Raw genomic sequence first — 26,844 nt, forward strand, 5'->3', positions numbered from 1 at the left:
AGCTGCGAAGGCCCTTTTCACCTCTGAGGAGTTCCGTGACCGCCTTCGCCCTCGATGATCCGCTCGGCAGCGGCAAGGGGCTGCCCCGCGCGGGCAGCTTCCTGCGGACGGCCGCCGACTCCGTCCCGCCGTCCGGGCTGGTGCTGCTGGCCATCTTCTCGGTGCAGCTCGGGGCCGGGTTCGCCAAGGAGCTGTTCGCGGCGCTGCCGCCGAGCGCGGTGGTGTTCCTGCGGATCGCGGCCGGCGCGCTGATCATGGGCGCGGTGGCCCGCCCGAGGCTGCGCGGGCTGGCCCGGCGCGACTGGGCGGTGGGCCTGGCGTTCGGCGTGACGCTCGCGGTGATGAACCTGACGTTCTACGAGGCGCTGGCGCGGCTGCCCATGGGGGTCGCGGTGGCGATCGAGTTCCTGGGGCCGCTGGGCGTGGCGGTGGCGGCCTCGCGGCGGCGGCTCGACCTGCTGTGGGTCGGCCTGGCCGCGGCGGGGGTGGTGCTGCTGGCGCCGTGGGGCCAGTCGTCGGCGGTGAGCTGGGCCGGCATCGGCTTCGCGCTGGCGGCGGGCGCCTGCTGGGCGGCCTACATCCTGCTGTCGGCGGCGGCCGGCAGCCGCTTCCCCGGCACCACCGGGCTGTCGTTCGCGATGATCGTGTCGGCCGTGGTGATCGCGCCGGTGGGCGTCACGACCGGCGGCGCCGACCTGCTGCAGCCGGAGCTGCTGCTGATCGGGCTCGGCGTGGGGCTGCTGTCGTCGGTCATCCCCTACTCGCTGGAGCTGCAGGCGCTGCGGCGGATGCCCAAGCACGTGTTCGGCATCCTGATGAGCGTGGAGCCGGCCGCGGCGGCGCTGATCGGCGTGCTGCTGCTGGGCGAGATCCTGCACCTGCAGCAGTGGGCCGCGGTCCTGTGCATCGTGGCCGCCAGCCTCGGCTCGACGCGCTCGGGCCGGCGCTAGGCGATCTTGGCCGGCTACAGCTGGGCGTTGCTCGCCCAGATGCCCCTGACGTGCTGGATGTGCTCGGACATGATCAGGCGGACGGCGTCGACGTCGCCGCCCTTGAGCGCGTCGAGCAGCGCCAGGTGCTCGCGGGCCGAGTCGGCCAGCGCGCCGCGCTCGGAGAGCTGCGACAGGCCGTAGAGGCGGGCCCTGGTGCGCAGGTCCCTGACCACCTCCACCAGGTGCGCGTTGCCCGACAGCGTGAGCAGCTCCAGGTGGAAGCGCAGGTCGGCGTCCACGTAACCGAGCAGGTCGCCCTGCTCGGCGGCGGCGACGATCTCCTCGGCGATCGGGCGCAGCCGCTCGAAGTCGGCGGCGCGCCCCGCGCCGGCCAGGCGGGCCACGGTGGGCACCTCGATGAGGCTGCGGATCTCGGTCAGTTCGTCCAGGTCGCGCTCGGACAGCTCGGTGACGCGAAAGCCCTTGTTGCGCACCGCCTCGACCAGGCCCTCCTTGGCCAGGTCGAGCATGGCCTCGCGGACCGGCGTGGCCGACACGCCGAATTGCGCGGCCAGCACCGGCGCCGAGTAGACCACGCCGGGGCGCATCTCCCCGGTGATCAGCGCGGCCCGGAGCGCGTGCGCCACCTGCTCGCGCAGGCTCTGCCGCTCGCCCACCATCGGCAGGTCGAGCCGGTCCTCGGCAGCCATCCGCCCATCCCTTCCCTAGGTCCTCTGGGACCACGCCTCGTACGCGGCGGCCGCGACGACCAGATCCTGCCACGCCATGCCGGTGCCCTTGAACACGCGGGGCCCGTCGCCGACGGCGACCCGGCCCGCGACCAGCTCAGCGAGGTTGCCGGCGAGATGATGAGCAGTGATCGTACCGTGGCGGATGGGGATGACCACATCCCCGGCCTCGGCCAGCGCCGCTGACCGCGCCTCGACCACCACCGTGGCCCTGGCGACCAGCTCGCCGTCCAGCTCCCTGACGTCCTGCTCGTGCGACCCGATCGCGACCACCGTCGCCCCGTCGCGCACCAGGCCGCCGTCGAACAGCGGCTCCCTCGCGCTCGTGCAGCACACGATGACGTCGGCCGCGGCGACGGCCTCCGCCACCGCGCCCCCACCGGCCCCGGCCGCCTCGCCGGGGGCGAGGAGGGCGCGGGCGGCGAGGCCGTGGTCGCGGCAGCGGGCGGCGAACGCCTCGGTCCGGGCCGGGTCGCGGCCCACGACCGTGACGCGGCCGATCGGCCTGACCTGGCCGAGCGCCACGACGTGGCCCCACGCCTGCGGGCCCGTGCCGAACACCAGCAGGTCGCGGGCGTCCGGCTCGGCCAGGTGGCGCACGGCCAGCGCCGAGACCGCCGGCGTGCGCAGCGAGGTGAGCGCGATGCCGTCCATCGTGGCCAGCGGAGCCAGCGTCTCGCCGTCGAACAGCAGGTACGTGCCCTGGATCCGGGGCAGCCCGAGCGCGGCGTTGCCGGGCGCCACGGTGGCGGCCTTGACCCCGGCGTACCGGCCGGCCGCCGCGGGCATCAGCAGGAGCTGACCGGCGGGCAGCGCGACCACCGGCCGCTGCGGCGTCGCCTCCGGGTCGAGCCCGCCGAGCAGCGCGTCCCGCAGGAGCCGCACGGCGTCCGGCACGGGCACCAGCCGCCGGACGGCCTCAGCGTCGAGATGGGGAAGGGTCATCGCAGTGTGAACCCGGTGCCGATGGGGTCGTCCGGGTCGAGCTCGAAGGTGTGCCTGCCGGTGCGGTAGGCCATGCCCTCGACCTCGGGCACCACGCCCGCCGGGGTCTCGGCGGCCACCCGGGCCCGGAAGACGCTGCCCACGACGCTCTCGTGCACGAGCGTGCCGCGATGCCCGTCCTCGTGCAGCAGGGCGAGCCGGGCGGCGGTGCCCGAGCCGCACGGCGACCGGTCCACCTCGCCGTCGGCGAACACGGTGACGTTGCGCTGGCGGCCGGGGCCGAGCTCGTCGTAGAAGATCACGCCGTAGACGCCGGACAGCCGGTCGTCCTCCGGGTGCCTGGCGGCCGGATGCCCCGCCAGGCCGGCCTTGACGCGGCGGCCCCAGACGATGAGCTCGCCCAGGTGCTCCGGCCCGACCGTCAGGCCGAGCGCCTTGGCGGGCACCGAGGCGTAGATGGCTCCGCCGTAGGAGACGTCGGCCTCGACGCCGGCGGCGGGGACGGCGCGCGCGATCACGTACGAGGGGACGCTCACGAAGGTGACGGCGGTGACGCGACCGGCCTCGCGGCGGACCCGCGCGGTGACGCGGCCCGAGGGCACGTCCACGATCACGTCGGTCTCGCCGTCGGGATCGCTCTCCACCAGGCCCTCGCGCACGGCGTGCACGCCGAGGGCGATGGTGCCGTGGCCGCAGGCGGTGGAGTAGCCGTCCTTGTGCCAGAACAGGGCGCCGAGGTGGGCGCCGGGGTCGTCGGGCGGGACGAGGAAGCAGCCGTACATGTCGGCGTGGCCGCGCGGCTCGTGGCACAGCAGCCGCCGCACGTGATCGGCGGCGGCGCCGGCGTTGGCGCGGCGTTCGAGCACGGTGGCGCCGGGGATGCCGGGGACCCCGCCGGTGACGATCCGGAACGGCTCGCCGCCGGTGTGGTAGTCGACCGTGCTGATCAGCGGCGTGATCACAGCTCGAACCCCTCGGGGAACGGGTCGCGCGGGTCGAGGAAGTACTGGGCGGTGCCGGTCACCCAGGCCCGGCCGGTGATCGACGGGACGACGGCGGGCCTGTCCCCGGCGACGGTGTCCTCCAGGAGGCGGCCGACGAAACGGGTGCCGATGAACGACTCGTTGACGAAGTCGCGGCCCAGCGGCAGCTCGCCCCTGGCGTGCAACTGGGCCATGCGGGCGCTGGTGCCGGTGCCGCACGGCGAGCGGTCGAACCAGCCCGGGTGGATGGCCATCGCGTGCCGCGAGTGGTGCGCGTCGGAGCCGGGCGCGGCGAAGTACACGTGGTGGCAGCCGCGGATGCGCTCGTCCTCGGGGTGCACGGGCTCGTCGGCGGCGTTGACGGCCGCCATGGTGGCCAGGCCGGCGGCGAGGATCTCGTTCTTGGCCTTGCGGTCGAACGGCAGCCCGTACGCGTCGAGGTCGACGATGGCGTAGAAGTTGCCGCCGTACGCGAGGTCGTAGCGGATCTCCCCGAAGCCGGGCACGGTGACGGTGGCGTCGAGCCGGTCGGCGTAGGAGGGAACGTTCCTGAGCGTCACGGACTTGGCCATGCCGTCCTCGACGGCCACGTCCACGACGACGAGCCCGGCGGGCACCTCCAGGCGGACGGTGGTGACGGGCTCGACGACCTCGACCATGCCGGTCTCCACCAGCACGGTCGCCACGCCGATCGTGCCGTGCCCGCACATCGGCAGCAGCCCGGACACCTCGATGAACAGCACGCCCCAGTCGGCGTCCGGGCGGGTGGGCGGCTGCAGGATCGCGCCGCTCATGGCGGCGTGCCCGCGCGGCTCGTTCATCAGCAGCTTGCGGATGTGGTCGAGGTGGTCGCGGAAGTAGACCCGCCGCTCGGCCATGCTGGCGCCGGGCACGACACCGACGCCGCCGGTGACGACCCTGGTGGGCATGCCTTCGGTGTGCGAGTCCACGGCGTGGAACACGCGCTTGGTCCTCATCGCAGTCCTTCCGCGAGTGCCTTCTCGGTGGCGGCCCGGACGGCCGCGGCCTGCTCGTCCGCCAGCGGCCGCCGGGGCGGGCGGCAGGGGCCGCCGGGGCGGCCCGCCAGGTCCATCGACAGCTTGATGGCCTGGACGAACTCCGTCTTGGAGTCCCAGCGCAGCAGCGAGTGGAGCTTACGGTAGAGCGGCAGCGCCGTGTCCAGGTCACCGGCGACCGCGGCCCTGTAGAGGGCGGCGCTGGAGACGGGCAGCGCGTTCGGGTAGCCCGCGACCCAGCCGGAGGCGCCGGCCAGGGCCAGCTCCAGCAGCACGTCGTCGGAGCCGATCAGCAGGTCCAGGCCGGGGGCGAGCTCGGCGATCTCGTAGGCGCGGCGCGGGTCGCCGGTGAACTCCTTGACCGCCACGATGAGGCCCTCGTCGAACAGCCTGGCCAGCAGCGCGGGCGTCAGGTCGACCTTGGTGTCGTAGGGGTTGTTGTAGGCCACCACCGGCACGCCGGCGGCGGCGACCTCGCGGTAGTGCTCGACGACCGCGTCCTCGCCGGCGCGGTAGGCGTTCGGGGGCAGCAGCAGCACCGACCCGCAGCCCTCCCCGGCCGCCTGCTCGGCCCAGCGCCGCGACTCGGCCGAGCCGTAGGCGCCCACGCCCGCCATCACGTTGCGCCCGCCCACGGCCTCGACGGCGGTGCGCACGACGCGCGCCCGCTCGTCGGCGGTGAGCGTCTGGTACTCGCCGAGCGACCCGTTCGGCACCACGCCGTCACAGCCGTTGTCCACCAGCCAGCGGCAGTGCGCCGCGTAGGCGTCGAAGTCGACGGCCAGGTCGTCGCGCAGGGGAAGCGCGGTGGCGACCATGATGCCGTGCCAGGGCATGGCGCGATCTGTCATGAAGGTCCTCCAGTGGGGGGTTCGGCCGAGAGGTCTTCGGCGAGTGCGGCCAGCGTGATCGGCTGGACGACGGGGCGGCGCGGCGGCGCGGGCTCCTCGCCGGCCAGGCAGGCGACCGGGTAGCCGCAGATCCGGCCCTGGCACCAGCCCATGCCGGGCCTGGCCAGCAGCTTGATCGAGCGCGCGTCGGTGGCGCCCAGGTCCTGCGCCTCGCGCAGCCGGGACAGCGGCACCTCCTCGCACCGGCACACCAGCGTGTCGTCGCGCAGCCACCCCTGCCAGCCGTCCTTGACCGGGTAGGCCTCCAGCAGCGCCCGGGCGAACGCCCGCATCCTGTCGCGCCGCCTCACCAGCACCTCCGGAAGCGCCGCCCCGGCCTCACGGGCGGCGCTCTCACCCGCGGCGGCGAGGCCGGCGTCGTCTGCGGCGGCGAGGCCGGCGAGGCGGCCTTCCAGCTCGGCCAGGCGCCAGCCGCCGACGCCGGTGGGCTCGCCGGCCGCCCAGACGCCCGGCACGCCGGTGCGCTGGCGGTCGTCGACGGCGAGGACGGGGCTGCCGTCGGCGTCGCGCCGGGTGTCGCAGCCGAGCTGGACGCCCAGGTCGGTCTGCGGCGTGAAGCCGTAGCCGGTGGCCAGCGTGTCGCAGGCGACGCGGCGGGTGGACAGCACGTTCCAGTCGCGGTCGAGGCGGGCCACGGTGACGGCTTCGAGCCGGTCCCCGCCGTGCGCGGCGAGCACGGCGGTGCGCGGCCGGTACGGGACGCGGTGCCGGGCCAGGCTCAGCGCGTACGACGCCGCCTCACCGGCCTTGGCCAGCGCCAGCACGGGATGCCTGGCCAGCCCGAGCCCGCCGTTGGCCTCGTGCACGCCGAGCACGCGCGCCCCGGCCGCGGCGAGCCCCGCGGCGACCGGCAGCAGGAACGGCCCGGTCCCGGCGACGACGACGCGCTGCCCGGCGACCACGCCGTTGCCCTTGAGCAGCGCCTGCGCGCCGCCGGCGGTCAGCACGCCCGGCAGGTCCCAGCCGGGGAACGGCAGCGGCCGGTCGTGCGCCCCGGTGGCGAGGAGCAGCCGCCTGCCCCGCACCTCCACCGGCCGCTCGCCGGAGCCGTCGCCGGGGGTGGTCACGCAGTGGACCGTCAGGTCGCCGCCCGGCTCGCGGGAGACGCTCCACACCTGGTGGCCGAGCAGCAGCTCGGCGCGTTCCGACAGTGCCCGCGTCTGGCGTACGAACCTGTCGAGGCCCGAGGTGGCGGGGTGGGGCGGGACGGCCGGGTGGCGGAAGTACTGGCCGCCGAGCCGCGCGCCCGAGTCGATCAGCGCCACGCGCAGGCCGCGCTGGGCGGCCGAGAGGGCGCCCGCGACACCGGCGGCGCCGCCGCCGATCACCACGAGGTCGTACGTCATGAGGTCGTACGTCATGAGGTGGTCACCTCGTCGCCGGGGCGGGCCTCCAGCAGGCAGGCGCGCTCGGGCGGGCGGCCGTTGACGGTGACCAGGCAGTCGAAGCAGACGCCGATCCCGCAGAACAGCCCGCGCGGCCGCCCGCCGAACCGGGTGGTGCGCCAGGAGCGGACGCCGGCGGCGTGCAGCGCCGCGCCGATCGTCTGGCCCGGCGTCACCGGCACGGGCCGGCCGTCGATCGTGATCTGGAAGGTCAACGCGGCTCCTCCGGGAATCGGTCGGGGCGGAACGGGTGCAGGTCCAGGTCCGGCTCGCGGCCGGTGAGGAGCTGGGCGAGCAGGTGCTCGGTGGCCGGGGCGAGGCCGATGCCGGCGCCCTCGTGCCCGCACGCGTGGTAGAGGCCGGGCGCGCGCGGGTCGGCGCCGATCACGGGCAGGTGGTCGGGGCAGTAGGGCCGGAAGCCGCAGTAGGACCTGATGACGCGTACGCCGCGCAGCGCCGGGAACAGGGCGACGGCCTGCTCGGCCAGCCGCGCGAGCACCGGGACGGAGGTCGTGCGGTCGAACCCGACGCGCTCGCGGCTGGCGCCGATGAGCACGGTGCCGGCCTGGGTGCCCTCGACGACGGCGGACGTCTCCAGCGCGGCCGAGTCGCTGGCCACGTTGGTGACGTAGGCGGCGGTGTAGACCTTGTGCCGGATCAGCGGCTCGGCCAGCGGCTCGGTGACCAGGATGAAGCCGCGCCTGGGCAGCACCGGCAGCGCCGCGCCGGCCAGCGCGGCGATCTCGCCGCCCCAGGTGCCCGCGGCGTTGACCACGGCGCCGCCGAGGAGGTCGCCCTTGTCGGTGCGCACGCCGGTGACGCGGTCGCCGGAGCGGATGAAGCCGGTGACGGTGACGCCGAGGCGCAACCGGACGGTGCCGTGCCCGTAGCTGTCGGCGCCGTGCCGCAGCAGCCTGGCGGCGGCCAGCATGGGCTGCACCTGGGCGTCCTGCGGGTAGAACACGCCGCCCGCGAGGCCGTCGGCCAGGTGCGGCTCCAGCTCGCGCAGCGCCGTGGGGGCGACGATCCGGTGCTCGACGCCCTGCTTGCCGGCCAGACCGGTGAGCTGCGCCTGGATCTCGCCGGTCTCGGCGACGACGAGCCCGCCCTTGGGCTCGAACTCGAATCCGCCGCGGGTCTCGGCCAGCTCGCGCCAGAGCCCGTTGGACAGCAGCGCGAGGTCGAGCTCGGGCCCCGGCTCCTTGTCGGAGACGAGCACGTTGCCCTCGCCGGCGCCGGTCGTGCCGCCCGCCACGGGACCCCGGTCGACGACGGTCACGTCCAGGCCGGCCCGTGCCGCGTAGTAGGCGCAGGCGGCGCCCACCACCCCCGCCCCGACGACGATCACGTCGGACATCCGTTCACCTCCACACCAGTAATATGTCACATACCGAAATGATTGGAAAGCCGGTGAAGGGACCGGCCTACCAGGCCCTTAACATCGATGACGTGAAGCTACCCACGGACCATCCCCACCCTCTCGTGCGCCGCCTGTTCTCCTTCTGGGCGCCGACCACGGCGACGTTGCGGGGCTGGGCGCTGGCCGCCGTGGTGGCCAACGCGGGCATCACGGTGAGTGGCGCGGTCGTGCGCGTGACGGGGTCAGGGCTCGGCTGCCCGACGTGGCCGCGCTGCACCCCCGACAGCTTCATCCCGGTCGCGCACCCCGAGGTGTCGCCGATCAACATGGCCATCGAGTTCGGCAACCGGCTGGTCACGTTCCTGGTGCTGGTGATCGGGCTGGCCTGCTGGGTGGCGGCGATGCGGCTCAGGCCGCGGCGCGCCTCGCTGGTCAAGCTGGCCTGGCTGCAGCCGATCGGCATCGCCGCGCAGGCGCTGTGGGGCGGCGTGGTGGTCAGCACCCTGCTCAACCCGTTCACGGTGGGCATGCACTTCCTGCTGTCCATCGGGCTGACCGCCGCCTGCTGGGCGCTCTACGCGCGTGCCGGCGAGGGCGACGCCCCGGTGCGGCGGGTGGTGCACCGCGACGTGCGCCGGCTCGGCCACGCGCTGCTGGCGGCGGTGTTCGCGCTGCTGGTGATGGGCGTCCTGGTGACCGGTACGGGCCCGCACTCGGGCGACGAGCTGGCCTCGCGCTTCGACCTCGACATCGAGACCGTGGCCCGGCTGCACGCCGACATCGCCTACCTGGTCGTGGGGCTGACGTTCGCGCTGCTGTTCGCCCTGCACGTGACCGACTCGCCGCGCTCGGCCCGCCGGGCGGCGCTGGCCCTGCTCGGGATCGAGCTGCTGCAGGGCGTGATCGGCTACGTCCAGTACTTCCTGGGCGTGCCCGCCGTCCTGGTGGCCCTGCACGTGATCGGCGCCACGGTGGTGTGGATCTTCACGTTGCGCGCCGTCACCGCGCTGCGCACGCGCGATCCGGCCGGGCCGGGCGCCAGCCCCTCCCCCACCGAAGCAGCCGCCACGGCCTGACGGGATATGCCAGGGTATGGGGTGAGAAGTCGGCCACTCCCCCACCGAGGTGAGGTGCCCTTTGCGGGGATTCGTCCGCCCCACTCGTAAGACCCTGCGGCACGCGTACCAGGCTCTGGTGCTCGTCAGCGTGCTCGCGCTCGGGCCGATGACCTGGGCCTGGCTCGGCAGCGACGGGCACCGCGTGGTGGCCGGCGCCGCCGGCTGGCTGTCGCGGGTGCCCGGCTCGCAGGCCGCGCTCGTGCTCGGCGCCGGCCTGTACGGCGAGCGGCCGTCGCCCATGCTGGCCCGCAGGCTCGACATCGCGGCCGAGCTCTACCGCGCGGGCAAGGTCAGGGCGCTGCTGCTGTCGGGCGACAACAGCCGCGCCGAGTACGACGAGCCGACCGCGATGCGCGACTACCTGCTGGCCAGGGGCGTGCCGGAGCGGGTGATGGTGCTCGATCACGCCGGGTTCGACACCTGGGACTCGTGCGTGCGGGCCCGCCGGGTGTTCGGCGCCGAGCGGCTGACCGTGGTGACGCAGGTCTTCCACCTGCCCAGGGCCGTCACGCTGTGCCGGACGGCCGGGCTGGAGGCGTTCGGCGTGGGCGACGACTCCACCGTGCACTGGCCGGGGCCGACCTACGCCTACGCCACCCGCGAGCTGCTGGCCAACGGCAAGGCCTTCGCCGACGCGCTGCTGCTGCGCTCCGAACCGGTCTTCCCCGGTCCCGCCGAGACCTCGCTGAAGCGCATCCTCGCACAGCCCGCGACCCGGCCCGGACTTCAGCCCGGCGCGTAGCCGGGGCTGCCGGCCGGCGTGGGCGGCATCGGGAAGTCGGCCCTGGCGGTGCTCATGCACTCCAGCAACGCCCGCTGCTCCTCGTGGAAGGTCTGCTCGTCGACCATCCGGCGGGCCGCCCGCTCGTGCAGCAGGCCCAGCTCGGTCGCGGCGAGCTGGTAGTCGCTCATCGCGCGCAGCCCGCGCTTGCCGCCGTACATCCTGGCCCACTGCCTGGCCCGGCGGCGCCTGGGCAGCGCCGAGAGCATGATGATGTCGTCCTTGCTGACCAGCTTGGTCGGCTCGTACGGCGGCAGGTAGCGCTGGATGAGGGCGACGATGCGGCGCCGGTCACGGAAGATGACCACGATGAGCGCCACGAGCACGATCATCAGCGTCACGTACGCGACCACGAGCCCGGGGAAGCCGCCGTAGGAGACCAGGCCGTTCCACAGTCCGTGCAGCACCATCGCGCCCGACCAGCCCGCCAGGATGGAGAAGACCCGCTCGGACCCCTCACGGGTGGCCGCGTGCGCCACCGCCACCCCGATCATCGAGGTGAACAGCGGGTGCGCGAACGGCGACAGGATGCCGCGCAGCACCACGGTGACGGCCAGGCTCACGCCGCCCGCCTCCGAGTTGAGCGCCTGCAGGTAGTAGCTGACGTTCTCGCTCATGGCGAAGCCCAGGCCGACCATGCTCGCGTAGATGATGCCGTCGGTCAGCCCGTCGAGCTCGGCGCGGCGGAAGCGCAGCAGGCCGAGCAGCACCAGGCCCTTCATCGTCTCCTCGACCACCGGGGCGCCGAAGGTGGCGGCGATGTTGCGGGCGGTGTTTTCCGACAGCTTGACGGTGTCCATGATGTAGTGCAGGTTCAGCGAGTTGATCACGCCGGCGACGAGGACGGCGACGCCCGCGCCCCACGCGAAGGCGAAGACCAGGTTGCTGCGCGGCTCCGGCTCCATCCGGTCGAGCGCGAGCACGGCGGCCAGCAGCAGCGGGACCGGGGCCAGCGCCAGGCCGAGCGAGATGAAGAACTGCACGGGCTCGCCGTTGATCACGTCGATGGAGAACGACACCAGCGCGCAGATCCCGGTCAGCACGAGCCCCGTGATCAGCGAGAACGACGGGCGGTCCTTCAGCACCCAGCGTGGATCACGGGACGGCATACGGTGACTGTAACGGATCAGGAATGCGCTGTCCTTCCGAGGCGGCGTGGTCCGTAGGTGTGCCCGTTCCGGAGGCGTTCATGCCCGTCCGGGCCGGGCCCGCCCACGGCTCAGGCCAGCAGCGGGTCGATGGCGACGGCGAGGAACAGCAGCGCCAGGTAGGCGTTGGACCAGTGGAAGAACCGCATCGGGCGCAGGTCCACGCCGGTCTTGCCGGAGTTGAGGCGGCCCAGCAGGCGGTACACCTCCCACAGGCACATCACGCCGAGCACGGCCGCGACGACCGGGTAGAACAGCGTCGTGCCGGCCACCGGCCACAGCGCCAGCGAGCAGAGCACGGTGGCCCACGTGTAGGCGATGGACTCCAGGATCACCCGGCGCTCGGTGGCGACCACGGGCAGCATCGGCACCTTGGCCGCCGCGTAGTCCTCCTTGTAGCGCATGGCCAGCGTCCAGGTGTGCGGCGGCGTCCAGAAGAACACCACGCCGAACAGCACCAGCGGCGCCCAGTCGAGCCGACCGGTGATCCCGGCCCAGCCGATCATCACCGGCATGCAGCCCGCGATGCCGCCCCACACGATGTTCTGGGCGGTGCGCCGCTTGAGGATCATCGAGTAGACGAGGACGTAGAACAGGATCGCGCCGGTCGACAGCGCGGCCGCGAGCCAGTTGGTCGTCAGCCACAGCCCCAGTGTGGACAGCACGCCCAGCACGATGCCGAACACCAGCGCGCCACGCGGCGACACCTGGTGCCTGGCCAGCGGGCGGCGCCGGGTGCGGCGCATCTTCTGGTCGATGTCGCGGTCGACGTAGCAGTTGAGCGCGTTGGCGCTGCCTGCCGACAGCGTGCCGAACACCATGACCGACACGGCCGTCCACAGCGGCGGCAATCCGCCGGCCGCCAGGAACATCACCGGCAGCGTCGTGATCAGCAGCAGCTCGATGATCCGCGGCTTGGTGAGCGCGATGTAGGCCTTGACGACCGTCCCGAACGAGCGCGGGCCGGCCGGGAGCGGCGCCCCGGCCTCGTGGGCGGGCGCCGTCGTCTGCCTGTTCGTCAGCACCGTCAAGGCGCTTCCAGCACGTGCGGAGTCAACGCGTAACCTCTGATTGGAGCTGATTCGTGAATGGCCGCCGCGGCGACCCGGGAACAACCAAACTGTAGTCGCCGGGTCGGCCGGTCCGGCCAATGGGGGGCTCGCGCCATGAACGGACACGCTCCGGGTGGGATGGGAATCGATCTCCAGCCCCACTCGGTTAGGGTCCGGTGTGGGCGGGATATGCCAACCGGCACCACCAATGACAACTAGATTCCGGAGACCGAGCACTTGAGCACCGAACTCGTGCCAGCCCTTGAATGGACCGACCTGGACAAGCAGGCGGTCGACGTCGTTCGAGCCCTGGCGATGGACGCTGTGGAAAAGGCGGGTTCGGGTCACCCCGGCACCGCCATGAGCCTGGCCCCCGCCGCTTACCTTCTGTTCCAGCGCACGATGCGGCACGACCCGACCGACCCCTCGTGGCTCGGCCGTGACCGCTTCGTGCTGTCGGCCGGGCACACCAGCCTGACCCTTTACATCCAGCTCTACCTGTCGGGCTACGGCCTGACGCTGGACGACCTGCGGCGGCTGCGCCAGTGGGACAGCCTGACCCCGGGGCACCCGGAGCACGGGCACACCGCCGGCGTGGAGACCACCACCGGCCCGCTCGGCCAGGGCCTGGGCAACGCGGTCGGCATGGCGATGGCGGCCCGGCGCGAGCGCGGCCTGTTCGACCCCGACGCCGAGCCGGGACGGTCGCCGTTCGACCACCACATCTGGTGCATCGTCAGCGACGGCGACATCGAGGAGGGCATCAGCCACGAGGCGAGCTCCCTGGCCGGCCACCAGAAGCTGGGCAACCTCGTCGTCATCTACGACGACAACCGCATCTCCATCGAGGACGACACGCTCATCGCGAAGTCCGAGGACGTGGTCAAGCGCTACGAGGCCTACGGCTGGCACACGCTGAGCGTCGACTGGACCCAGTCCGGCGACTACGTCGAGGACGTGCAGGCGCTGCACGAGGCGCTGGAGGCGGCCAAGGCCGAGACCGACCGGCCCTCGTTCATCCAGCTGCGCACCATCATCGGCTGGCCCGCGCCCAACAAGCAGAACACCGGCAAGATCCACGGCTCGGCGCTGGGCGAGGCCGAGGTCGCGGCCACCAAGCAGGTCCTCGGCATGGACCCGGGCAAGACGTTCGACGTCTCCGCCGCGGTGCTGGAGCACGCCCGCGAGGTGGCGCGGCGCGGCCGCGAGGCGCACGCCGAGTGGGAGCGCGGCTACGCCGCCTGGCGCGGGGCCAACCCGGAGCGGGCCGCCGAGCTCGACCGCATCTCCCGCCGCGAGCTGCCCGCCGGCTGGGCCACGGCGCTGCCGGAGTTCGACAAGGGCGGCTCGATGGCCACCCGCAAGGCCTCCGGCGAGGTGCTCAGCGCGCTCGCGCCGGTGCTGCCCGAGCTGTGGGGCGGCTCGGCCGACCTGGCCGAGTCCAACAACACCACGATGAAGGGCGAGCCGTCCTTCATTCCGGAGGAGTACCAGACCAAGGACTTCCCCGGTAACCGCTACGGCCGCACGCTGCACTTCGGCATCCGCGAGCATGCCATGGGCGCGATACTCAACGGCATCGCGCTGCACGGCGGCACCCGCCCCTACGGCGGCACGTTCCTGGTGTTCTCCGACTACATGCGGCCTTCGGTACGCCTGGCGGCGCTGATGAAGCTGCCCGTCACGTACGTGTGGACGCACGACTCCATCGGCCTGGGCGAGGACGGCCCGACCCACCAGCCGATCGAGCACCTGTGGGCGCTGCGCGCCATCCCCGGCCTCGACGTGGTGCGCCCCGCCGACGCCAACGAGACCGCGTACGCCTGGAAGACCGTGCTGGAGCACACCGACCGGCCCGCCGCGCTCGCGCTCACCCGGCAGAACCTGCCGGTGTACGAGGGCACCAGCCCCGACGGCGTGGCGCGGGGCGGCTACGTCCTGCGCGAGGCGTCCGACGGCCAGCCGAAGGTCATCATCGTCGCCACCGGCAGCGAGGTGCAGCAGGCCGTCGACGGCCGCGAGCTGCTGGAGGCCCAGGGCATCCCGACGCGGGTCGTGTCGATGCCGTGTGTCGAGTGGTTCAAGGGGCAGGACTCCGCTTACAGGCAGACCGTCCTGCCCTCGTCGATCAGGGCCCGGGTCGCGGTCGAGGCGGGCATCGCCCTCGGCTGGCACGAGTTCGTCGGCGAGTGCGGCGAGGTCGTCAGCCTCGAACACTTCGGCGCTTCCGCGCCGTACAAGACGCTGTACGAGCAGTTCGGGCTGACGGCGGAGCGCGTGGCTGCGGCGGCCAAGGCGAGTCTGGCCAAGCTGGGTCAGGACAAGGGCGAGACGACGGGAAACTGAGGACATGAGCGAGATCCTGAACAAGCTGTCCGGCCAGGGCGTGTCCATCTGGCTCGACGACATCAGCCGTGAGCGCCTGCGCAGCGGCAACCTGGAGCAGCTGATCCGGGACAAGAACGTGGTGGGCGTCACGTCCAACCCGACCATCTTCGTCGGCGCGCTGAGCAAGGGCGACGCCTACAACGCCCAGATGCACGACCTGGCGGTGCGCGGCGTCGACGTGGGCGAGGCGGTCCGCGCGATCACCACCTACGACATCCGCTGGGCGGCCGACGTGCTGCGCCCGGTCTACGACGCCACCCAGGGCGTCGACGGGCGGGTGTCGCTGGAGGTCGACCCGCGCCTGGCCCGCGACACCGAGAAGACCGTCGCCGAGGCGCGCGCGCTGTGGTGGATGGTGGACCGGCCCAACCTGTTCATCAAGATCCCCGCCACGCTGGAGGGCCTGCCCGCGATCACGCAGGCGATCGGCGAGGGCATCAGCGTCAACGTCACGCTGATCTTCTCGCTGCAGCGCTATCGCGCGGTCATGGACGCCTGGCTGGCGGGCCTGGAGGCGGCCCAGGCCAAGGGCCTCAACCTGGCCACGATCGAGTCGGTCGCCTCGTTCTTCGTCAGCCGCGTCGACACCGAGATCGACGGCCGGCTCGACAAGCTCGGCAAGCCGGAGCTGAAGGGCAAGGCGGGCGTCGCCAACGCGCGCCTGGCCTACGCGGCCTTCGAGGAGGTCATGAACTCCGAGCGCTGGCAGCGCCTGCGCGCCGCCGGCGCCCGCCCGCAGCGCCCGCTGTGGGCCTCGACCGGGGTGAAGAACCCCGACTACTCCCCCACGATGTACGTCGACGAGCTGGTCGCGCCGGGCACCGTCAACACGATGCCGGAGAAGACGCTCGACGCGACCGCCGCGGGCGGCAACGTCACCGGCGACACCGTGCGCCCCTTCTACGAGCAGGCCTGGAACACCATGGCCGCGCTGAAGGAGGCCGGCGTCGACTACGACGACGTGGTGCGGGTGCTGGAGGAAGAGGGCGTGCAGAAGTTCGAGGCGTCCTGGAACGAACTGCTCGAGAGCGTCAGCAAGAACCTGGTTCCGTGACGAAGGCGTCCTGCCGCGGGAGGGCGCGCCCTCCCCGCGGGGCGCCCCACTGGAGGTTTGAGATGAGTGACCCGGCAGGGCCCCCTGAGGAGGCCGTCGCCGTGGCGGCGGCCGTGGCCGGCACGTCCACGACGCTGGAGGTGGCCGCCGCCAACCCGCTGCGGGACCCGCGTGACAAGCGGCTGCCGCGGGTGGCGGGGCCGTGCGTGATGGTGTTGTTCGGTGTGACGGGCGACCTGGCCAAACGCAAGTTGCTGCCGGCGATCTACGACCTGGGCAACCGGGGGCTGCTGCCGCCCGGCTTCTCCCTGGTCGGTTTCGCCCGGCGTGACTGGCAGGACCAGGATTTCGCCAAACTGACGCACGACGCCGTGAAGACCCATGCCCGCACGCCCTTCCGTGAGGAGGTCTGGAAGCAGATCCGCGAGGGGATCCACTTCGTGCCGGGCGAGTTCTCCGACGACGGCGCGTTCGACGCGCTGGCGATGGCGTTGAAGGAGATCGACGAGCTGCGGGGCACGGGCGGCAACTACGCCTTCTATCTGTCGGTGCCGCCGAAGTTCTTCCCCGTCGTGGTGGAGCAGCTCAAGCGGACCGGGCTGGCCGACGCGCCCGACGGCTCGTGGCGGCGCGTGGTCATCGAGAAGCCGTTCGGCCACGACCTGCGTTCGGCGCACGAGCTGAACGAGATCACCACCTCCGCGTTCCCGGAGAGCTCGATCTTCCGGATCGACCACTACCTGGGCAAGGAGACGGTCCAGAACATCATGGCGCTGAGGTTCGCCAACAACCTCTACGAGCCGATCTGGAACCGCAGCTTCGTCGACCACGTGCAGATCACCATGGCCGAGGACATCGGCATCGGCGGCCGGGCCGGCTACTACGACGGCATCGGCGCCGCCCGCGACGTGATCCAGAACCACCTGCTCCAGCTCCTGGCCCTGGTGGCGATGGAGGACCCGACGTCCTTCGAGGCCTCCTCGCTGCGCCGCGAGAAGGAGAAGGTGCTCAAGGCCGTGCGGCTGCCCGCCGACCTGGCCGCCAACACCGCGCGCGGCCAGTACGCGGCCGGCTGGCAGGGCGGCGAGAAGGTGATCGGCTATCTGCAGGAGGAGGGCATCTCCAAGCGATCCACCACCGAGACCTACGCCGCGGTCAAGCTGGAGATCGCCAACCGGCGCTGGGCGGGCGTGCCGTTCTACCTGCGCACCGGCAAGCGGCTGGGCCGCCGCGTCACCGAGGTGGCCGTGGTGTTCCAGAAGGCCCCGCACCTGCCGTTCAGCGCGGACGACACCGAGATCCTCGGCCACAACGCGCTGGTGGTCCGGGTGCAGCCGGACGAGGGCATCACGGTCAGGTTCGGCTCCAAGGTGCCGGGCACCGCGATGGAGGTGCGCGACGTGTCCATGGACTTCGCCTACGGCGAGTCGTTCCTGGAGTCGTCGCCCGAGGCGTACGAGCGGCTGCTGCTCGACGTGATGATCGGCGACCCGCCGCTCTTCCCGCACCAGCGGGAGGTGGAGCTGTCGTGGAAGATCCTCGACCCGATCGAGGAGTTCTGGGCCACCCAGGGCCAGCCGGAGCCGTATCCGTCCGGATCGTGGGGGCCGCCCGCGGCCGACGCGATGATGGCCCGTGACGGGCGCGTCTGGAGGAGACTCTAGTGACCACGTTCATGCTGGCCGACACGACGGCGGGCAAGATCTCGGCGCAGCTCACGCAGCTGCGCCACCAGATGGGCGCGCCCGCGATCGGCATGGTGCTGACGCTGGTCGTGGTGTGCGAGGAACGCGACCAGTACGACTCGCTGCGGGCCGCCACCGAGGCCGCCCGCGAGCACCCGTCGCGCATCCTCGTGGTGATCAACCGGGAGACCGACGAGGCCAACCGGCTCGACGCCGAGCTGCGCATCGGCGAGTCGGCGCCCGGCGAGACGGTGGTGCTGCGCCTGTACGGCGAGCTGACCGAGCACGCCGACTCGGTGGTCAGCCCGCTGCTGCTGCCCGACACGCCGGTGGTGGCCTGGTGGCCGAGCCGCGCACCCGCGGTGCCGTCGGCCGACTCGATCGGCGTGCTGGCCCAGCGCCGGCTGACCGACGCCAAGAACTCCGACGACGGCGTCGCGACCCTGGTGACGCGTGCCAAGGGCTACGCGCCGGGCGACACCGACCTGTCGTGGGCGCGGCTGACGCCCTGGCGCAGCCTGCTGGCGGCCGCGTTCGACCAGCCGGTGGGCAAGGTGCGCGGCGGCGTCGTGGAGGCCTCGCCGGGCAACCCGAGCGCGCCGCTGCTGGCGGCGTGGCTGTCGGAGCGGCTCGGCGCCGAGATGGAGGTCGCCGACTCCGCCGGGCCCGGCCTGACCGCCGTACGGCTCGGCACCGAGGAGGGCGAACTGTCGGTGGTGCGCTCCGACGCCCGCCTGGCCACGCTGTCGCGTCCCGGGCAGCCGGACCGCAACGTGGCGCTGGCCCGGCGGCACCTGTCGGAGCTGCTGGCCGAGGAGCTGCGCCGGCTCGACACCGACGAGATCTACGAGGCGGCCGTCAAGCACCTGGCCAGCGCCCGCTGACCGTTGCCCGGGCGCCGGTCGCGGTGCCCGGGCACGGCCGTATCCATGAAAGAGTGTCGCTCGTGAGCGTTCCCACTGTTGTTGTGCACCGAGACGCCGACGTGCTGGCCAAGGCCGTGGCCGCGCGGATCATCACCCGGCTCGTCGACGCGCAGTCCGCCAAGGGCTCGGCGTCGCTGGTGCTGACCGGCGGCACTGTCGGCATCGCCACGCTGGCGGCCATCCGCGACACGCCCGCCCGTGACGCCGTCGACTGGCGCCGTCTCGACATCTGGTGGGGCGACGAGCGCTTCCTGCCCACCGGCGACCCGGAGCGCAACGAGACCGGCGCCCGGCAGGCGCTGCTCGACCACGTCGACCTCGACCCGGAGCGGGTGCACGTCATGCTGGGCCCCGACTCGGGCCTGTCGGCGGAGGAGTCGGCCGACGCCTACGCCACGGAGCTGGCCAAGGCCGCCCGGCCCGAGGACCACGGCGCCGCGCCCGCCTTCGACGTGCTGCTGCTCGGCATGGGGCCCGACGCGCACGTGGCGTCGCTGTTCCCGGGCATGCCGGCGCTCTACGACACCCGCGCGGCGGTCGCGGTGCACGGCGCGCCCAAGCCGCCGCCCACGCGCGTCTCGCTGACGCTCCCGGTCATCCAGGGCGCGCGCCAGGTGTGGGTGGTCGCGGCCGGTGAGGAGAAGTCGGGCGCGGTGCGGCTCGCGCTGTCGGAGTCGGGGCCCGTGCAGGTCCCGGCGGCCGGGGCGCGCGGCCGGGGCGGCACGCTGTTCCTGCTGGACCGGGCGGCCGCCGGCAAGATCCCGCCGGGCCTGGGCCGCATCGCCTCGCCCTAGCCCTAAGCCCCAGCCTCAGCCTTGGCCCTCGCCGCCGGCCGCCAGGGCGTCGATCTCGGCGAGGAGCGCCTTCTTGCGCTCCGGCGGCAGGTAGCCGGCCCGCACCCCGTTGCGGGCCAGCTCCGCGAGCTCCGGCTCGCCGAGGCCGAAGACGCGGGCCGCGACCCGATACTCGTCGGCCAGCGTGGTGGCGAACATGGGCGGGTCGTCGCTGTTGAGCGTGACGAACAGGCCCTCCTCCAGCATGCGCGGCAGCGGGTGGTCCTCGATGCGGGCGACCTGGCCGGTGCACACGTTCGAGGTGGGGCAGACGTCCAGCGGCAGTTGCGTGTCGCGCAGATGGTCCACCAGGCGCGGGTCGGCCAGGCAGGCGATGCCGTGGCCGACGCGCTCGGCGCCGAGCCCTTCGATGACCTCCCACACGGTCTCCGGGCCGGTCATCTCGCCGCCGTGCGGCACGCTGTGCAGCCCCGCGGCCCTGGCGGCGGTGAACGCGTCACGGTAGGCGTCGCGATGGCGGACGCGGCTCTGCTCGATTCCGCCCAGACCGAAACCTACCAATGCGGCGGGAGGTTCGCGCAGTGCGTGGTCGAGGGTGATCTTGGCCGCCTCCTCGCCGAACTCGCCGGGGATGTCGAAGATGTAGGCCATCTCCACCCCGTGCTCGACGGGCGCCCGCCGGGCGGCGATGTCCAGCGCCTCGGTGACCTCGCGGGCCGGCATGCCGACGACGTGATGGGCGTACGGGGTCACCTGCAGCTCGGCGTAGCGCCCGCCCTGCCGGGACAGGTCACGGGCCAGGCCCAGCACCAGCGTGGTGATGTCCTCCGGCTCCCGGACCAGGGCGTTGACCGCGCCGTACACCTGGGCGAAGTGCGGGAAGTCGCGGAAGGTGTAGAAGGCGCGCAGCTCCTCCTCGCTGGTCGGCACCGCGCTGCCCGGGTGGCGGCGTGACAGCTCCAGCACGGTGGCGACCGAGGCCGAGCCGATCAGGTGGACGTGCAGCTCTACCTTGGGCAGGGCGTCGATGAAGGCGTCAAGGCTCATGCCGATGACCATAGGCGGCCCTCGGCGGACCCTTCCAGATTTTGGCGTTGATTATCACATGAATGTGTAAGGTTTTGGCGTTATGCTGGCCGGCGTGACCGATGCCGAAGCGTACGAGCGCGGATTCGCCCGGCTCAGCGCCCACACCGTCACCGCCCTGCTCGACCGGGCGGGGGTGCCCGCCCGGCACGACGGGCCCGGGGCGCGGACGCGGGTGCTCGACGCCGGGTGCGGGAGCGGCGTGGTGACGGCCGGGGCGCTGGCGCGCGGCGCCCGGGTCACCGCCTTCGACAGCGACGCCGCGATGGCCGGGCTGGCCGCCCGCCGCCATCCGGAGGCGGAGGTGCTGGTGGCGAGGCTGCCGCGGCTGCCGTTCGCGGACGGGACGTTCGACGCCGTGGCCGGAAACTTCATCATCAACCACGCGCCCGACACCGCGGCCGCGCTCCGGGAGCTGCGCCGCGTCCTGCGCCCCGGCGGTACGGCGGCGCTGACCTGGTGGAAGTCGTCCGAGATGACCGCGACCGGCGTCATCTCCGATGCCGTCGAGGCCGCCGGCGCCCCGTTCGGCACGCCACCCCGTCCCCTCGCCGCCTCGGCCGGTCCGGGCCGCTTCGCGGCGCTCATGCGCGCGTCGGGCTTCACCGGCGTCGCCGTCGAAACCCTGCGCTGGCGGCACCCGTTCGACCCCGACGGCTGGCTGGCCGACGTCGTCGCGGCGGGCGGCCCCCGCTTCGGCCCCATCGCCGCCCAGCCGGCCTCGACGCGGGCCAGGATCCGCGCCGCGTACATCCGCCTGGCCGCGCCGTACGCACGGGAGGGCTTCCCCGTCTGCGCCCACCTCGCCCACGGCACCACCACCTGACGGGCTCGCGGGAGGACGTCGGCGACGCCCCGGGCGCGGGGCGGACCAGCTAGCGGTCGAGGCGCCGGCGGGCGTGGCGTTCCTCGCGCCGGGTCACCTCCAGGCGCTGCTCGGTCTCGGTGAGCCGGTTGCGGGCCTTGGCCAGTTTGGCCTCCAGCCTGGCGACCTTGCCGGCGCGCTTGGCGTGGACCCGCTCGGCCTCCTCCAGGGCCTGGCTCCACTCCTCGTGCGCGGCCTCGGCCTCCTCGCGCTCCCTGGCCTTCCTGGCCTCGGCCTCGGCCTTCCTGCGCGCCGAAGCCTCCTCCTCGGCCCGCCGCCGCGCCGCCGCGGAGTCGCCATCGGACTTCCCGCGGGCCGGGGCGGGCTCGTCCTCGGTGCCGGATTCGCGTCTGCGGGGCGCCGGGCGGCCGGGGGGGGCGGGCGCCGGGGCGAACCCGCTGTAGCGCAGCGGCTTGGCCAGGCGGCCGAGCCGTACCTCCTCGGCGGCGCCGGCGTCGACCACGGCGGCGTCGAGCGTCTGGTCCACCTCGGCCGCGGCGGCGGGCGACAGCTCCTCCCGGACCAGCCCCGCCACCCGCTGGGCCACCTCGCCGCGCCGGCGGGTCAGTTCGGCCAGCGCGCCGGCGTCGTGCGCCTGCCAGGCCTCGCGCAGCTCCCGGCCCAGCTCCAGCAGCTCGTCCAGCTCGCCGGGGTGCTCGCGGGAGATGCGGTTGACGGCCCAGGCCGAGACCGTGGGCTTGCGCAGCTTGCCGATCTCCCGGGCCAGCGCGGCGTTCCCCGCCTCCTTGGCGGCGGCGGCCTCGGCGGTGCGGGCGGCGGTGAACTCGGCGGGCGCGAGCCCGTACAGCCTGCCGGAGACCTCGTCGAGATCCACACTGGTGGGATACCCCGCATCGGCTGGTTTGTAGCGCATAGTGGAGGCAGCCCACTCGAACGGAGGCCCCCGTGTTCGAGCGCTTCACCGACAGCGCGCGTCAGGTCGTCGTCCTCGCCCAGGAGGAGGCCCGGGCGATGCGCCACACCCACATCGGCACCGAGCACGTCCTGCTCGGGCTGATCAGGGAGGGCGAGGGGCCGGCGGCGCTGGTGCTCGCCGAGTCCGGCGTGACGCTGGAGGGCGTGCGGGCCCACCTGGAGAGCGAGGCCGGGCCGGGCGCGGCCGACCCCGCCGGCTCCGCGTACGTGCCGTTCACGGCCCGGGTGAAGAAGGTCCTGGAGCTCTCGTTGCGCGAGGCGCTCCAGCTGCGGCACAACTTCATCGGCACCGAGCACATCCTGCTCGGGCTGATCAGGGAGGGCGAGGGCGCGGCGGTCCGGGCGCTGACCGGCGCGGGCGTCGAACCCGGCGAGCTGCGCCGCCGCCTGCTCGAACGGCTGGGCCACCACGAGCGCCTGGGGGAGCTGTTCGCCGGCCCGCTGGTGGCCGAGCGGCTCGACCGGATCCAGGAGAGCCTGGACCGCATCGAACGCCATCTCGGCATCAGGCGGACCGGCTCAGACTGACGCCAGCGCCCCCACCGGCCGCCTGGCCTCCACCACGCCGGGGTCCTCGGTGCAGGACAGTGTGGCGCCCAGGGTGGTCATCAGCCGGCGCATGCGCGCGTTGTCGGACAGCATCGTGGCCCGCACCTCGGCGTAGCCCAGGTCGCGCGCTGCGCCCACGAGCGTCCTGGCCAGTGCCGCGCCCAGGCCGCGCCCCTGCCAGCGGTCCTCGACCAGCAGCGCCAGCTCGGCGATGCCCGGATCGGCGGTGAACATCAGGCTGGCCAGCGCGACCACCTGCCCGTCGTCGCCCGCCACCACGGAGTGGCCGCGCCCGCGGTCGCAGAGCCGGTCGAACATGCGTGGCGGCAGCGCGGGCATCGAGGTGAAGTAGCGGAACCTGCGCGTCTCCGGCGAGCACCTGTCGTGCAGGTCGCGTACCGCCTCGCGGTAGATGGAGGTGAGCGGGCGGACGGCGACCTCCGCGCCGTCGGCCAGCCTGACCGGACGCTCGGCGGCGGCCGCCCCGGCCGGCGGCTGGGCGAGGCGGGCGAACGACGCCGCCCTGGCCGCCTCGGTCAGCGTGAAGGGCAGCCCGGCCCGGCGCAGCCGCACCGCCCGCCGGGCGGCGACGGGCACCACGAGCCGCGTCGGATCGGGAAGGTCGCTCACGGTGTCACCGTAGATCCACCGGGCGTCGTCCGCGCGCAGCAGCTCGGCCAGCAGTTCGGGCAGCCGCCACGGCGCCGCCCGCAGCCGGGAGGCCAGCAGCAGCGCCCGGGTGGGCTCGTCGGTCAGTTCGTGCGCGGTGGCGGGGACGACCTGGACCCGGCGGCCGCCGGCCGCCTCAAGGGCCTCGCGCACGCTCTCGGGGGTGGCGGGGATGTCGGCGACGAACTCGTCGACGGTGCCGTCCGCGTCGGGCTGTACGCTCAGGCCGAGGATGTTGCCGCCCCGGGCGGCCAGGGCGGCGGCGAGGGAGGCGAGCCGTCCCGGGCGCTCGTCGACCGTGGTGCGGATACGCAGGAAACCCATACGAAGAAGGATGCAGGGTGGCTGTTACATTGCCGCTAACGTCGTGTTTCCATCACGGAATTCGTGGCGAGATGCGACACCTTATCCGGATATAGCAGGATATGGCCCCATGAGCGTGCATGTTCCCCTGTCGTCCGGGTTCGTCAATGGCGACGTGTCCTTCTGGTACCGCTCCTCGGGCGTTCCCGCCCCCGGTCCCCGGCTCGACGGCGACCGCGACGCGGACGTCGTCATCGTCGGCGCCGGCTACACGGGGCTGTGGACGGCCTACTACCTCAAGCAGGCCCGCCCGTCCCTCGACGTGGTGGTGCTGGAGCAGGAGTTCGCCGGGTTCGGCGCCTCGGGCCGCAACGGCGGCTGGCTGACGGGCGACCTGGCCGGCTCGCACGCGCGCTACGCCAGGACGCACGGCCGCGACGCCGCCCGCCGGCTGCAGCGGGAGATGTTCTCCTCGGTCGACGAGGTCATCGCCGTGTGCGAGAAGGAGGGCGTCGACGCCGACATCGTCAAGGGCGGCGTCGTCAACGTGGCCCGCTCCACCGCCCAGGCCGCGCGGCTGCGCGCCTCGGTGGCCGAGGCCCGTGCCTGGGGCATCACCGAGGAGGACCTGCGCCTGGTCGACCCGTCCCGGCACCTCAGGGTGGCCGGGGCCGTGACGGGCACCTGGAGCCCGCACTGCGCGCGCATCCAGCCCGCCAAGCTGGCCCAGGGGCTGGCGCGGGTGGTGCGCGACCTCGGCGTGACGATCTACGAGCGCACGCCCGTCACCAGCATCGTGCCGCACCGGGCCGAGACGCCGTACGGGACCGTCCGGGCCGGGCACGTGATCCGGGCCACCGAGGGGTTCACCTCGGGGCTGGCGGGGCTGCGGCGGCAGTGGCTCCCGATGAACAGCTCGATGATCGTCACCGAGCCGCTGCCCGCCTCGTTCTGGGAGTCGGTCGGCTGGGACGGCGCGGAGTTGCTCGGCGACCTGGCGCACTACTACATGTACGCCCAGCGCACCGCCGACGGCCGCATCGCCTTCGGCGGGCGCGGCCGCCCCTACCTGTACGGCTCCCGCGTCGACGCCCGGGGGCACACGCACGAGTGGACCGTCGAGGCGCTGTGGGACCTGCTGGTCGACTTCTTCCCGGCGGCGCGCTCCTCCTCCGTCGCGCACGCCTGGTCCGGCGTGCTGGCGGTGCCGCGCGACTGGTGCTCGACCGTGCACGTGGACGCCTCGACCGGGCTCGGCTGGGCGGGCGGCTACACCGGTCACGGCGTCACCACCACGAACCTGGCCGGCCGGACCCTGCGCGACCTCGTGCTGGGCGAGGAGACCGAGCTGACGGCGCTGCCGTGGGTGGGGCGCAAGGTGCGGGCATGGGAGCCCGAGCCGCTGCGCTGGCTGGGCGTGCACAGCATGTACCGCCTCTACCGGATGGCCGACCAGCGGGAGCGGTCGATGCCGCGCACCTCGGTCCTGGCCAGGTTCGCCGACCTCATCACGGGCCACTGACGGCCTTCGCCAGATAGGAGATCTTCGATGAGCATGCTGTTCCGGGGCGGGCGCGTGTTCACCGCGGCGGGCGGCTTCGCCGAGGCGGTGCTGGTGCGCGACGGCGTGGTGGAGGCCGTGGGCGCGGAGCGGGAGCAGGCCCGGCTGGCGCCCTCCCACGAGACGGTGGACCTCGACGGCGGCCTGCTGGTGCCGGGCTTCACCGACGCGCACCTGCACCCGGTGCAGGCGGGCCTCGAACGGGCCCGCTGCGACCTCGCCGAGGTCTTCGGCCTGGACGCCTACCTCGCGCTGGTCCGTACGTACGCCGCGCGGCACCCCGGCAAGGAGTGGATCGACGGCGGCGGGTGGGACATGTCGGCGTTCCCGGGCGGTCTGCCCCGCCGGGAGCAGCTCGACTTCCTGGACCGGCCCGCGTACCTGATCCAGCGTGACCACCATGCCGCCTGGGTCAACAGCCGGGCGCTGGAACTGGCCGGGATCACCCGCGACACCCCCGACCCGGCCGACGGGCGGATCGAGCGCGACCCCGACGGCACCCCCACGGGCGTGCTGCACGAGGGCGCGATGGACCTGGTGGGCCTGCTCACCCCCCGCCCCACCGCCGCCGATCTGGACGCCGCGCTGACCGACGCCGAGGCGCACCTGTTCTCGCTGGGCATCACCGGCTGGCAGGACGCGATCGTGGGCTCGTACGCGGGCTCGGACGACCACCTGCCCACCTACCTGTCGGCGGCCCGCTCAGGGCGCCTGCGGGCGCGCGTGGTGGGCGCGCTGTGGTGGGACAGGACGCGCGGCCTGGACCAAATCGGCAGCCTGGTGGAGCGCCGGGCGTCGGCCGAAGGGCTGGACCGGTTCGCCGCCACCTCGGTCAAGATCATGCAGGACGGCATCACGGAGAACTTCACCGCCGCCACCCTGGAGCCCTACTGCCGGTGCGGCGGCACGGGCCTGTCGTACGTGGACCCGGCCAAGCTGAAGGAGTACGTGGCCGAGCTCGACCGCCTGGGCTTCCAGGTGCACTTCCACGCGATCGGCGAGCGGGCGGTGCGCGAGGCGCTCGACAGCTTCGAGGGCACCGACCCGGCCAACCGTCACCACATCGCGCACCTGCAGATCATCGAGCCGTCGGACGTGCCGCGGTTCGCGGCGCTGGGCGTCACGGCCAACCTGCAGCCGCTGTGGGCCACCCACCACGCGCAGATGGACGAGCTGACGCTGCCGTTCCTCGGCGAGCCGCGCTCGTCGTGGCAGTATCCGTTCGCGGACCTGCTGGCGCACGGCACCCGGTTCTGCGCGGGCAGTGACTGGCCGGTGTCGGACGCAGACCCGCTGCAGGGCATGCACGTGGCCGTCAACCGGACGGAACCGGGCGGTTCGGTGCACGCGGGCTACCCGACGGCGCAGACGCCGTTCCTGCCCAGCCAGCGCCTCGACCTGGCGACCGCGCTGACCGCCTACACGGCCGGCTCGGCGTGGATCAACCGCTCCCCCGCCGGGGTGATCGAGCCGGGCCGCCCGGCGGACCTGGTGGTGCTCGACCGCGACCCGTTCACGCTGCCGGAGAAGGACATCTGGACCACGCGGGTGCGCATGACGTTCGTCGACGGCGTGGCCGTCCACGAACGGAGGTGAACGAGAAGGGCCCCGGCGGGAAGACCCGCCGGGGCCCTTTCGTGTCAGTGCA

At 73.4% G+C, this 26,844-nt stretch carries 24 protein-coding genes and 1 pseudogene; 12 read left to right on the top strand and 13 right to left on the bottom strand.

The features are described 5' to 3' along the window. Nucleotides 1–35 precede the first annotated feature (35 nt). The gene (locus ADY59_RS19680; protein ID WP_053174915.1) at nucleotides 36–950 is read left to right on the top strand and encodes an EamA family transporter; all 915 of its coding nucleotides are present in this window, start codon (nucleotides 36–38) and stop codon (nucleotides 948–950) included. A 14-nt stretch (nucleotides 951–964) separates the two neighbouring features. On the opposite strand, the gene ADY59_RS19685 is transcribed toward ADY59_RS19680, so the two are convergent. Genes ADY59_RS19685 through ADY59_RS19720 form a run of 8 tightly spaced genes read right to left on the bottom strand, consistent with a single transcriptional unit; the run spans nucleotide 965 to nucleotide 8,278 of the window. Beyond that, nucleotides 965–1,642 carry a GntR family transcriptional regulator gene (locus tag ADY59_RS19685; RefSeq protein WP_049564166.1) on the bottom strand — a complete coding sequence of 226 codons (678 nt, stop codon included), beginning with the start codon at nucleotides 1,640–1,642 and terminating at the stop codon, nucleotides 965–967. 15 nt (nucleotides 1,643–1,657) lie between these two features. Further along, nucleotides 1,658–2,626, bottom strand: a complete 969-nt coding sequence (locus ADY59_RS19690; protein WP_049564168.1) for an ornithine cyclodeaminase family protein — start codon at nucleotides 2,624–2,626, stop codon at nucleotides 1,658–1,660. Further along, nucleotides 2,623–3,588: a proline racemase family protein gene (locus ADY59_RS19695; RefSeq protein WP_049564171.1), complete on the bottom strand. Its 966-nt coding sequence runs from the start codon at nucleotides 3,586–3,588 to the stop codon at nucleotides 2,623–2,625. The genes ADY59_RS19690 and ADY59_RS19695 overlap by 4 nt, the downstream gene beginning before the upstream one ends. Next, nucleotides 3,585–4,586 carry a proline racemase family protein gene (locus ADY59_RS19700; RefSeq protein ID WP_049564173.1) on the bottom strand — a complete coding sequence of 334 codons (1,002 nt, stop codon included), beginning with the start codon at nucleotides 4,584–4,586 and terminating at the stop codon, nucleotides 3,585–3,587. Before ADY59_RS19700 ends, ADY59_RS19695 begins: the two co-directional genes overlap by 4 nt. Further along, a complete protein-coding gene (locus tag ADY59_RS19705; RefSeq protein WP_049564175.1) occupies nucleotides 4,583–5,476 on the bottom strand; it encodes a dihydrodipicolinate synthase family protein in 894 nt (297 codons plus the stop codon). Before ADY59_RS19705 ends, ADY59_RS19700 begins: the two co-directional genes overlap by 4 nt. Next, nucleotides 5,473–6,897, bottom strand: coding sequence for an NAD(P)/FAD-dependent oxidoreductase (locus ADY59_RS19710; protein ID WP_049564177.1), 1,425 nt, complete (start codon nucleotides 6,895–6,897; stop codon nucleotides 5,473–5,475). The genes ADY59_RS19705 and ADY59_RS19710 overlap by 4 nt, the downstream gene beginning before the upstream one ends. After that, entirely contained in the window at nucleotides 6,894–7,136 is a 243-nt protein-coding gene (locus tag ADY59_RS19715; RefSeq protein ID WP_231618791.1) for a (2Fe-2S)-binding protein, read from the bottom strand. Before ADY59_RS19715 ends, ADY59_RS19710 begins: the two co-directional genes overlap by 4 nt. Next, nucleotides 7,133–8,278: an NAD(P)/FAD-dependent oxidoreductase gene (locus ADY59_RS19720; protein WP_049564179.1), complete on the bottom strand. Its 1,146-nt coding sequence runs from the start codon at nucleotides 8,276–8,278 to the stop codon at nucleotides 7,133–7,135. Before ADY59_RS19720 ends, ADY59_RS19715 begins: the two co-directional genes overlap by 4 nt. A gap of 92 nt (nucleotides 8,279–8,370) precedes the next feature. On the opposite strand from ADY59_RS19720, the gene ADY59_RS19725 reads away from it, so the two are divergent. Together ADY59_RS19725 and ADY59_RS19730 are read left to right on the top strand one after the other, a co-directional pair. Next, nucleotides 8,371–9,357: a COX15/CtaA family protein gene (locus ADY59_RS19725; protein WP_049564237.1), complete on the top strand. Its 987-nt coding sequence runs from the start codon at nucleotides 8,371–8,373 to the stop codon at nucleotides 9,355–9,357. 61 nt (nucleotides 9,358–9,418) lie between these two features. Further along, a complete protein-coding gene (locus ADY59_RS19730) occupies nucleotides 9,419–10,141 on the top strand; it encodes a SanA/YdcF family protein (protein ID WP_053174919.1) in 723 nt (240 codons plus the stop codon). Here the strand turns inward: ADY59_RS19730 and ADY59_RS19735 are convergent. Continuing rightward, on the bottom strand, nucleotides 10,126–11,289 hold the full coding sequence (locus ADY59_RS19735) for a PrsW family intramembrane metalloprotease (protein ID WP_049564184.1): 1,164 nt from the start codon (nucleotides 11,287–11,289) through the stop codon (nucleotides 10,126–10,128). The two genes, ADY59_RS19730 and ADY59_RS19735, sit on opposite strands and share 16 nt — an antisense overlap. 110 nt (nucleotides 11,290–11,399) lie before the next feature. After that, nucleotides 11,400–12,359 (bottom strand): heme o synthase, encoded by a 960-nt coding sequence (locus ADY59_RS19740; RefSeq protein ID WP_049564185.1) that lies wholly within the window; start codon nucleotides 12,357–12,359, stop codon nucleotides 11,400–11,402. Between the two features lie 336 nt (nucleotides 12,360–12,695). Between ADY59_RS19740 and tkt the strand changes: the two genes are divergently transcribed. The 5 genes from tkt to pgl all read left to right on the top strand — a co-directional run bounded on the left by tkt (nucleotide 12,696) and on the right by pgl (nucleotide 19,227). Next, complete coding sequence (gene tkt / locus ADY59_RS19745; protein WP_231618792.1) at nucleotides 12,696–14,726, top strand: transketolase; 2,031 nt, start codon at nucleotides 12,696–12,698, stop codon at nucleotides 14,724–14,726. Between the two features lie 4 nt (nucleotides 14,727–14,730). Beyond that, the gene (gene tal / locus ADY59_RS19750; protein WP_049564188.1) at nucleotides 14,731–15,822 is read left to right on the top strand and encodes a transaldolase; all 1,092 of its coding nucleotides are present in this window, start codon (nucleotides 14,731–14,733) and stop codon (nucleotides 15,820–15,822) included. Nucleotides 15,823–15,884: 62 nt separating this feature from the next. Next, on the top strand, nucleotides 15,885–17,486 hold the full coding sequence (gene zwf, locus ADY59_RS19755; protein ID WP_082310243.1) for a glucose-6-phosphate dehydrogenase: 1,602 nt from the start codon (nucleotides 15,885–15,887) through the stop codon (nucleotides 17,484–17,486). Next, entirely contained in the window at nucleotides 17,486–18,391 is a 906-nt protein-coding gene (locus ADY59_RS19760; RefSeq protein WP_156325606.1) for a glucose-6-phosphate dehydrogenase assembly protein OpcA, read from the top strand. The genes zwf and ADY59_RS19760 overlap by 1 nt, the downstream gene beginning before the upstream one ends. Nucleotides 18,392–18,453: 62 nt before the next feature. Continuing rightward, the gene (gene pgl, locus ADY59_RS19765) at nucleotides 18,454–19,227 is read left to right on the top strand and encodes a 6-phosphogluconolactonase (RefSeq protein WP_049564242.1); all 774 of its coding nucleotides are present in this window, start codon (nucleotides 18,454–18,456) and stop codon (nucleotides 19,225–19,227) included. Between the two features lie 15 nt (nucleotides 19,228–19,242). Here pgl and add read toward each other — a convergent pair whose 3' ends face one another. Beyond that, the gene (gene add / locus ADY59_RS19770; RefSeq protein WP_049564243.1) at nucleotides 19,243–20,274 is read right to left on the bottom strand and encodes an adenosine deaminase; all 1,032 of its coding nucleotides are present in this window, start codon (nucleotides 20,272–20,274) and stop codon (nucleotides 19,243–19,245) included. Nucleotides 20,275–20,368: 94 nt separating this feature from the next. Here add and ADY59_RS47585 point away from each other — a divergent pair, with 94 nt between their 5' ends. Next, nucleotides 20,369–21,139: a class I SAM-dependent methyltransferase gene (locus ADY59_RS47585; RefSeq protein ID WP_197093746.1), complete on the top strand. Its 771-nt coding sequence runs from the start codon at nucleotides 20,369–20,371 to the stop codon at nucleotides 21,137–21,139. A gap of 49 nt (nucleotides 21,140–21,188) precedes the next feature. Here ADY59_RS47585 and ADY59_RS19780 read toward each other — a convergent pair whose 3' ends face one another. After that, nucleotides 21,189–22,013: a hypothetical protein gene (locus ADY59_RS19780; protein WP_049564190.1), complete on the bottom strand. Its 825-nt coding sequence runs from the start codon at nucleotides 22,011–22,013 to the stop codon at nucleotides 21,189–21,191. 71 nt (nucleotides 22,014–22,084) lie between these two features. Between ADY59_RS19780 and ADY59_RS19785 the strand changes: the two are divergent. Continuing rightward, nucleotides 22,085–22,516 (top strand): annotated as a pseudogene (locus ADY59_RS19785) (Clp protease N-terminal domain-containing protein); the annotation flags it as partial. A gap of 117 nt (nucleotides 22,517–22,633) precedes the next feature. On the opposite strand, the gene ADY59_RS19790 reads toward ADY59_RS19785, so the two are convergent. Further along, nucleotides 22,634–23,656 carry a GNAT family N-acetyltransferase gene (locus ADY59_RS19790; protein WP_049564193.1) on the bottom strand — a complete coding sequence of 341 codons (1,023 nt, stop codon included), beginning with the start codon at nucleotides 23,654–23,656 and terminating at the stop codon, nucleotides 22,634–22,636. A gap of 109 nt (nucleotides 23,657–23,765) precedes the next feature. Here ADY59_RS19790 and ADY59_RS19795 point away from each other — a divergent pair, with 109 nt between their 5' ends. Further along, nucleotides 23,766–25,157: an NAD(P)/FAD-dependent oxidoreductase gene (locus tag ADY59_RS19795; RefSeq protein ID WP_049564195.1), complete on the top strand. Its 1,392-nt coding sequence runs from the start codon at nucleotides 23,766–23,768 to the stop codon at nucleotides 25,155–25,157. A gap of 27 nt (nucleotides 25,158–25,184) precedes the next feature. Beyond that, nucleotides 25,185–26,792 carry an amidohydrolase gene (locus ADY59_RS19800; protein ID WP_049564197.1) on the top strand — a complete coding sequence of 536 codons (1,608 nt, stop codon included), beginning with the start codon at nucleotides 25,185–25,187 and terminating at the stop codon, nucleotides 26,790–26,792. Nucleotides 26,793–26,844: the final 52 nt, after the last annotated feature.

This window comes from Nonomuraea sp. SBT364 (assembly GCF_001083785.1).
Taxonomy (GTDB): domain Bacteria; phylum Actinomycetota; class Actinomycetes; order Streptosporangiales; family Streptosporangiaceae; genus Nonomuraea.

Excerpts from the sequence above, each read along its gene's own strand:
- ADY59_RS19710 (WP_049564177.1), bottom strand. The coding sequence starts at position 6,897 with ATGACGTACGACCTCATGACGTACGACCTCGTGGTGATCGGCGGCGGC.
- zwf (WP_082310243.1), top strand. The coding sequence starts at position 15,885 with ATGAGTGACCCGGCAGGGCCCCCTGAGGAGGCCGTCGCCGTGGCGGCG.
- ADY59_RS19685 (WP_049564166.1), bottom strand. The coding sequence starts at position 1,642 with ATGGCTGCCGAGGACCGGCTCGACCTGCCGATGGTGGGCGAGCGGCAG.
- ADY59_RS19690 (WP_049564168.1), bottom strand. The coding sequence starts at position 2,626 with ATGACCCTTCCCCATCTCGACGCTGAGGCCGTCCGGCGGCTGGTGCCC.
- tkt (WP_231618792.1), top strand. The coding sequence starts at position 12,696 with ATGGACGCTGTGGAAAAGGCGGGTTCGGGTCACCCCGGCACCGCCATG.
- ADY59_RS19700 (WP_049564173.1), bottom strand. The coding sequence starts at position 4,586 with ATGAGGACCAAGCGCGTGTTCCACGCCGTGGACTCGCACACCGAAGGC.
- ADY59_RS19720 (WP_049564179.1), bottom strand. The coding sequence starts at position 8,278 with ATGTCCGACGTGATCGTCGTCGGGGCGGGGGTGGTGGGCGCCGCCTGC.
- ADY59_RS19735 (WP_049564184.1), bottom strand. The coding sequence starts at position 11,289 with ATGCCGTCCCGTGATCCACGCTGGGTGCTGAAGGACCGCCCGTCGTTC.
- ADY59_RS19705 (WP_049564175.1), bottom strand. The coding sequence starts at position 5,476 with ATGACAGATCGCGCCATGCCCTGGCACGGCATCATGGTCGCCACCGCG.
- ADY59_RS19790 (WP_049564193.1), bottom strand. The coding sequence starts at position 23,656 with ATGGGTTTCCTGCGTATCCGCACCACGGTCGACGAGCGCCCGGGACGG.
- tal (WP_049564188.1), top strand. The coding sequence starts at position 14,731 with ATGAGCGAGATCCTGAACAAGCTGTCCGGCCAGGGCGTGTCCATCTGG.
- add (WP_049564243.1), bottom strand. The coding sequence starts at position 20,274 with ATGAGCCTTGACGCCTTCATCGACGCCCTGCCCAAGGTAGAGCTGCAC.
- ADY59_RS19795 (WP_049564195.1), top strand. The coding sequence starts at position 23,766 with ATGAGCGTGCATGTTCCCCTGTCGTCCGGGTTCGTCAATGGCGACGTG.
- ADY59_RS19800 (WP_049564197.1), top strand. The coding sequence starts at position 25,185 with ATGAGCATGCTGTTCCGGGGCGGGCGCGTGTTCACCGCGGCGGGCGGC.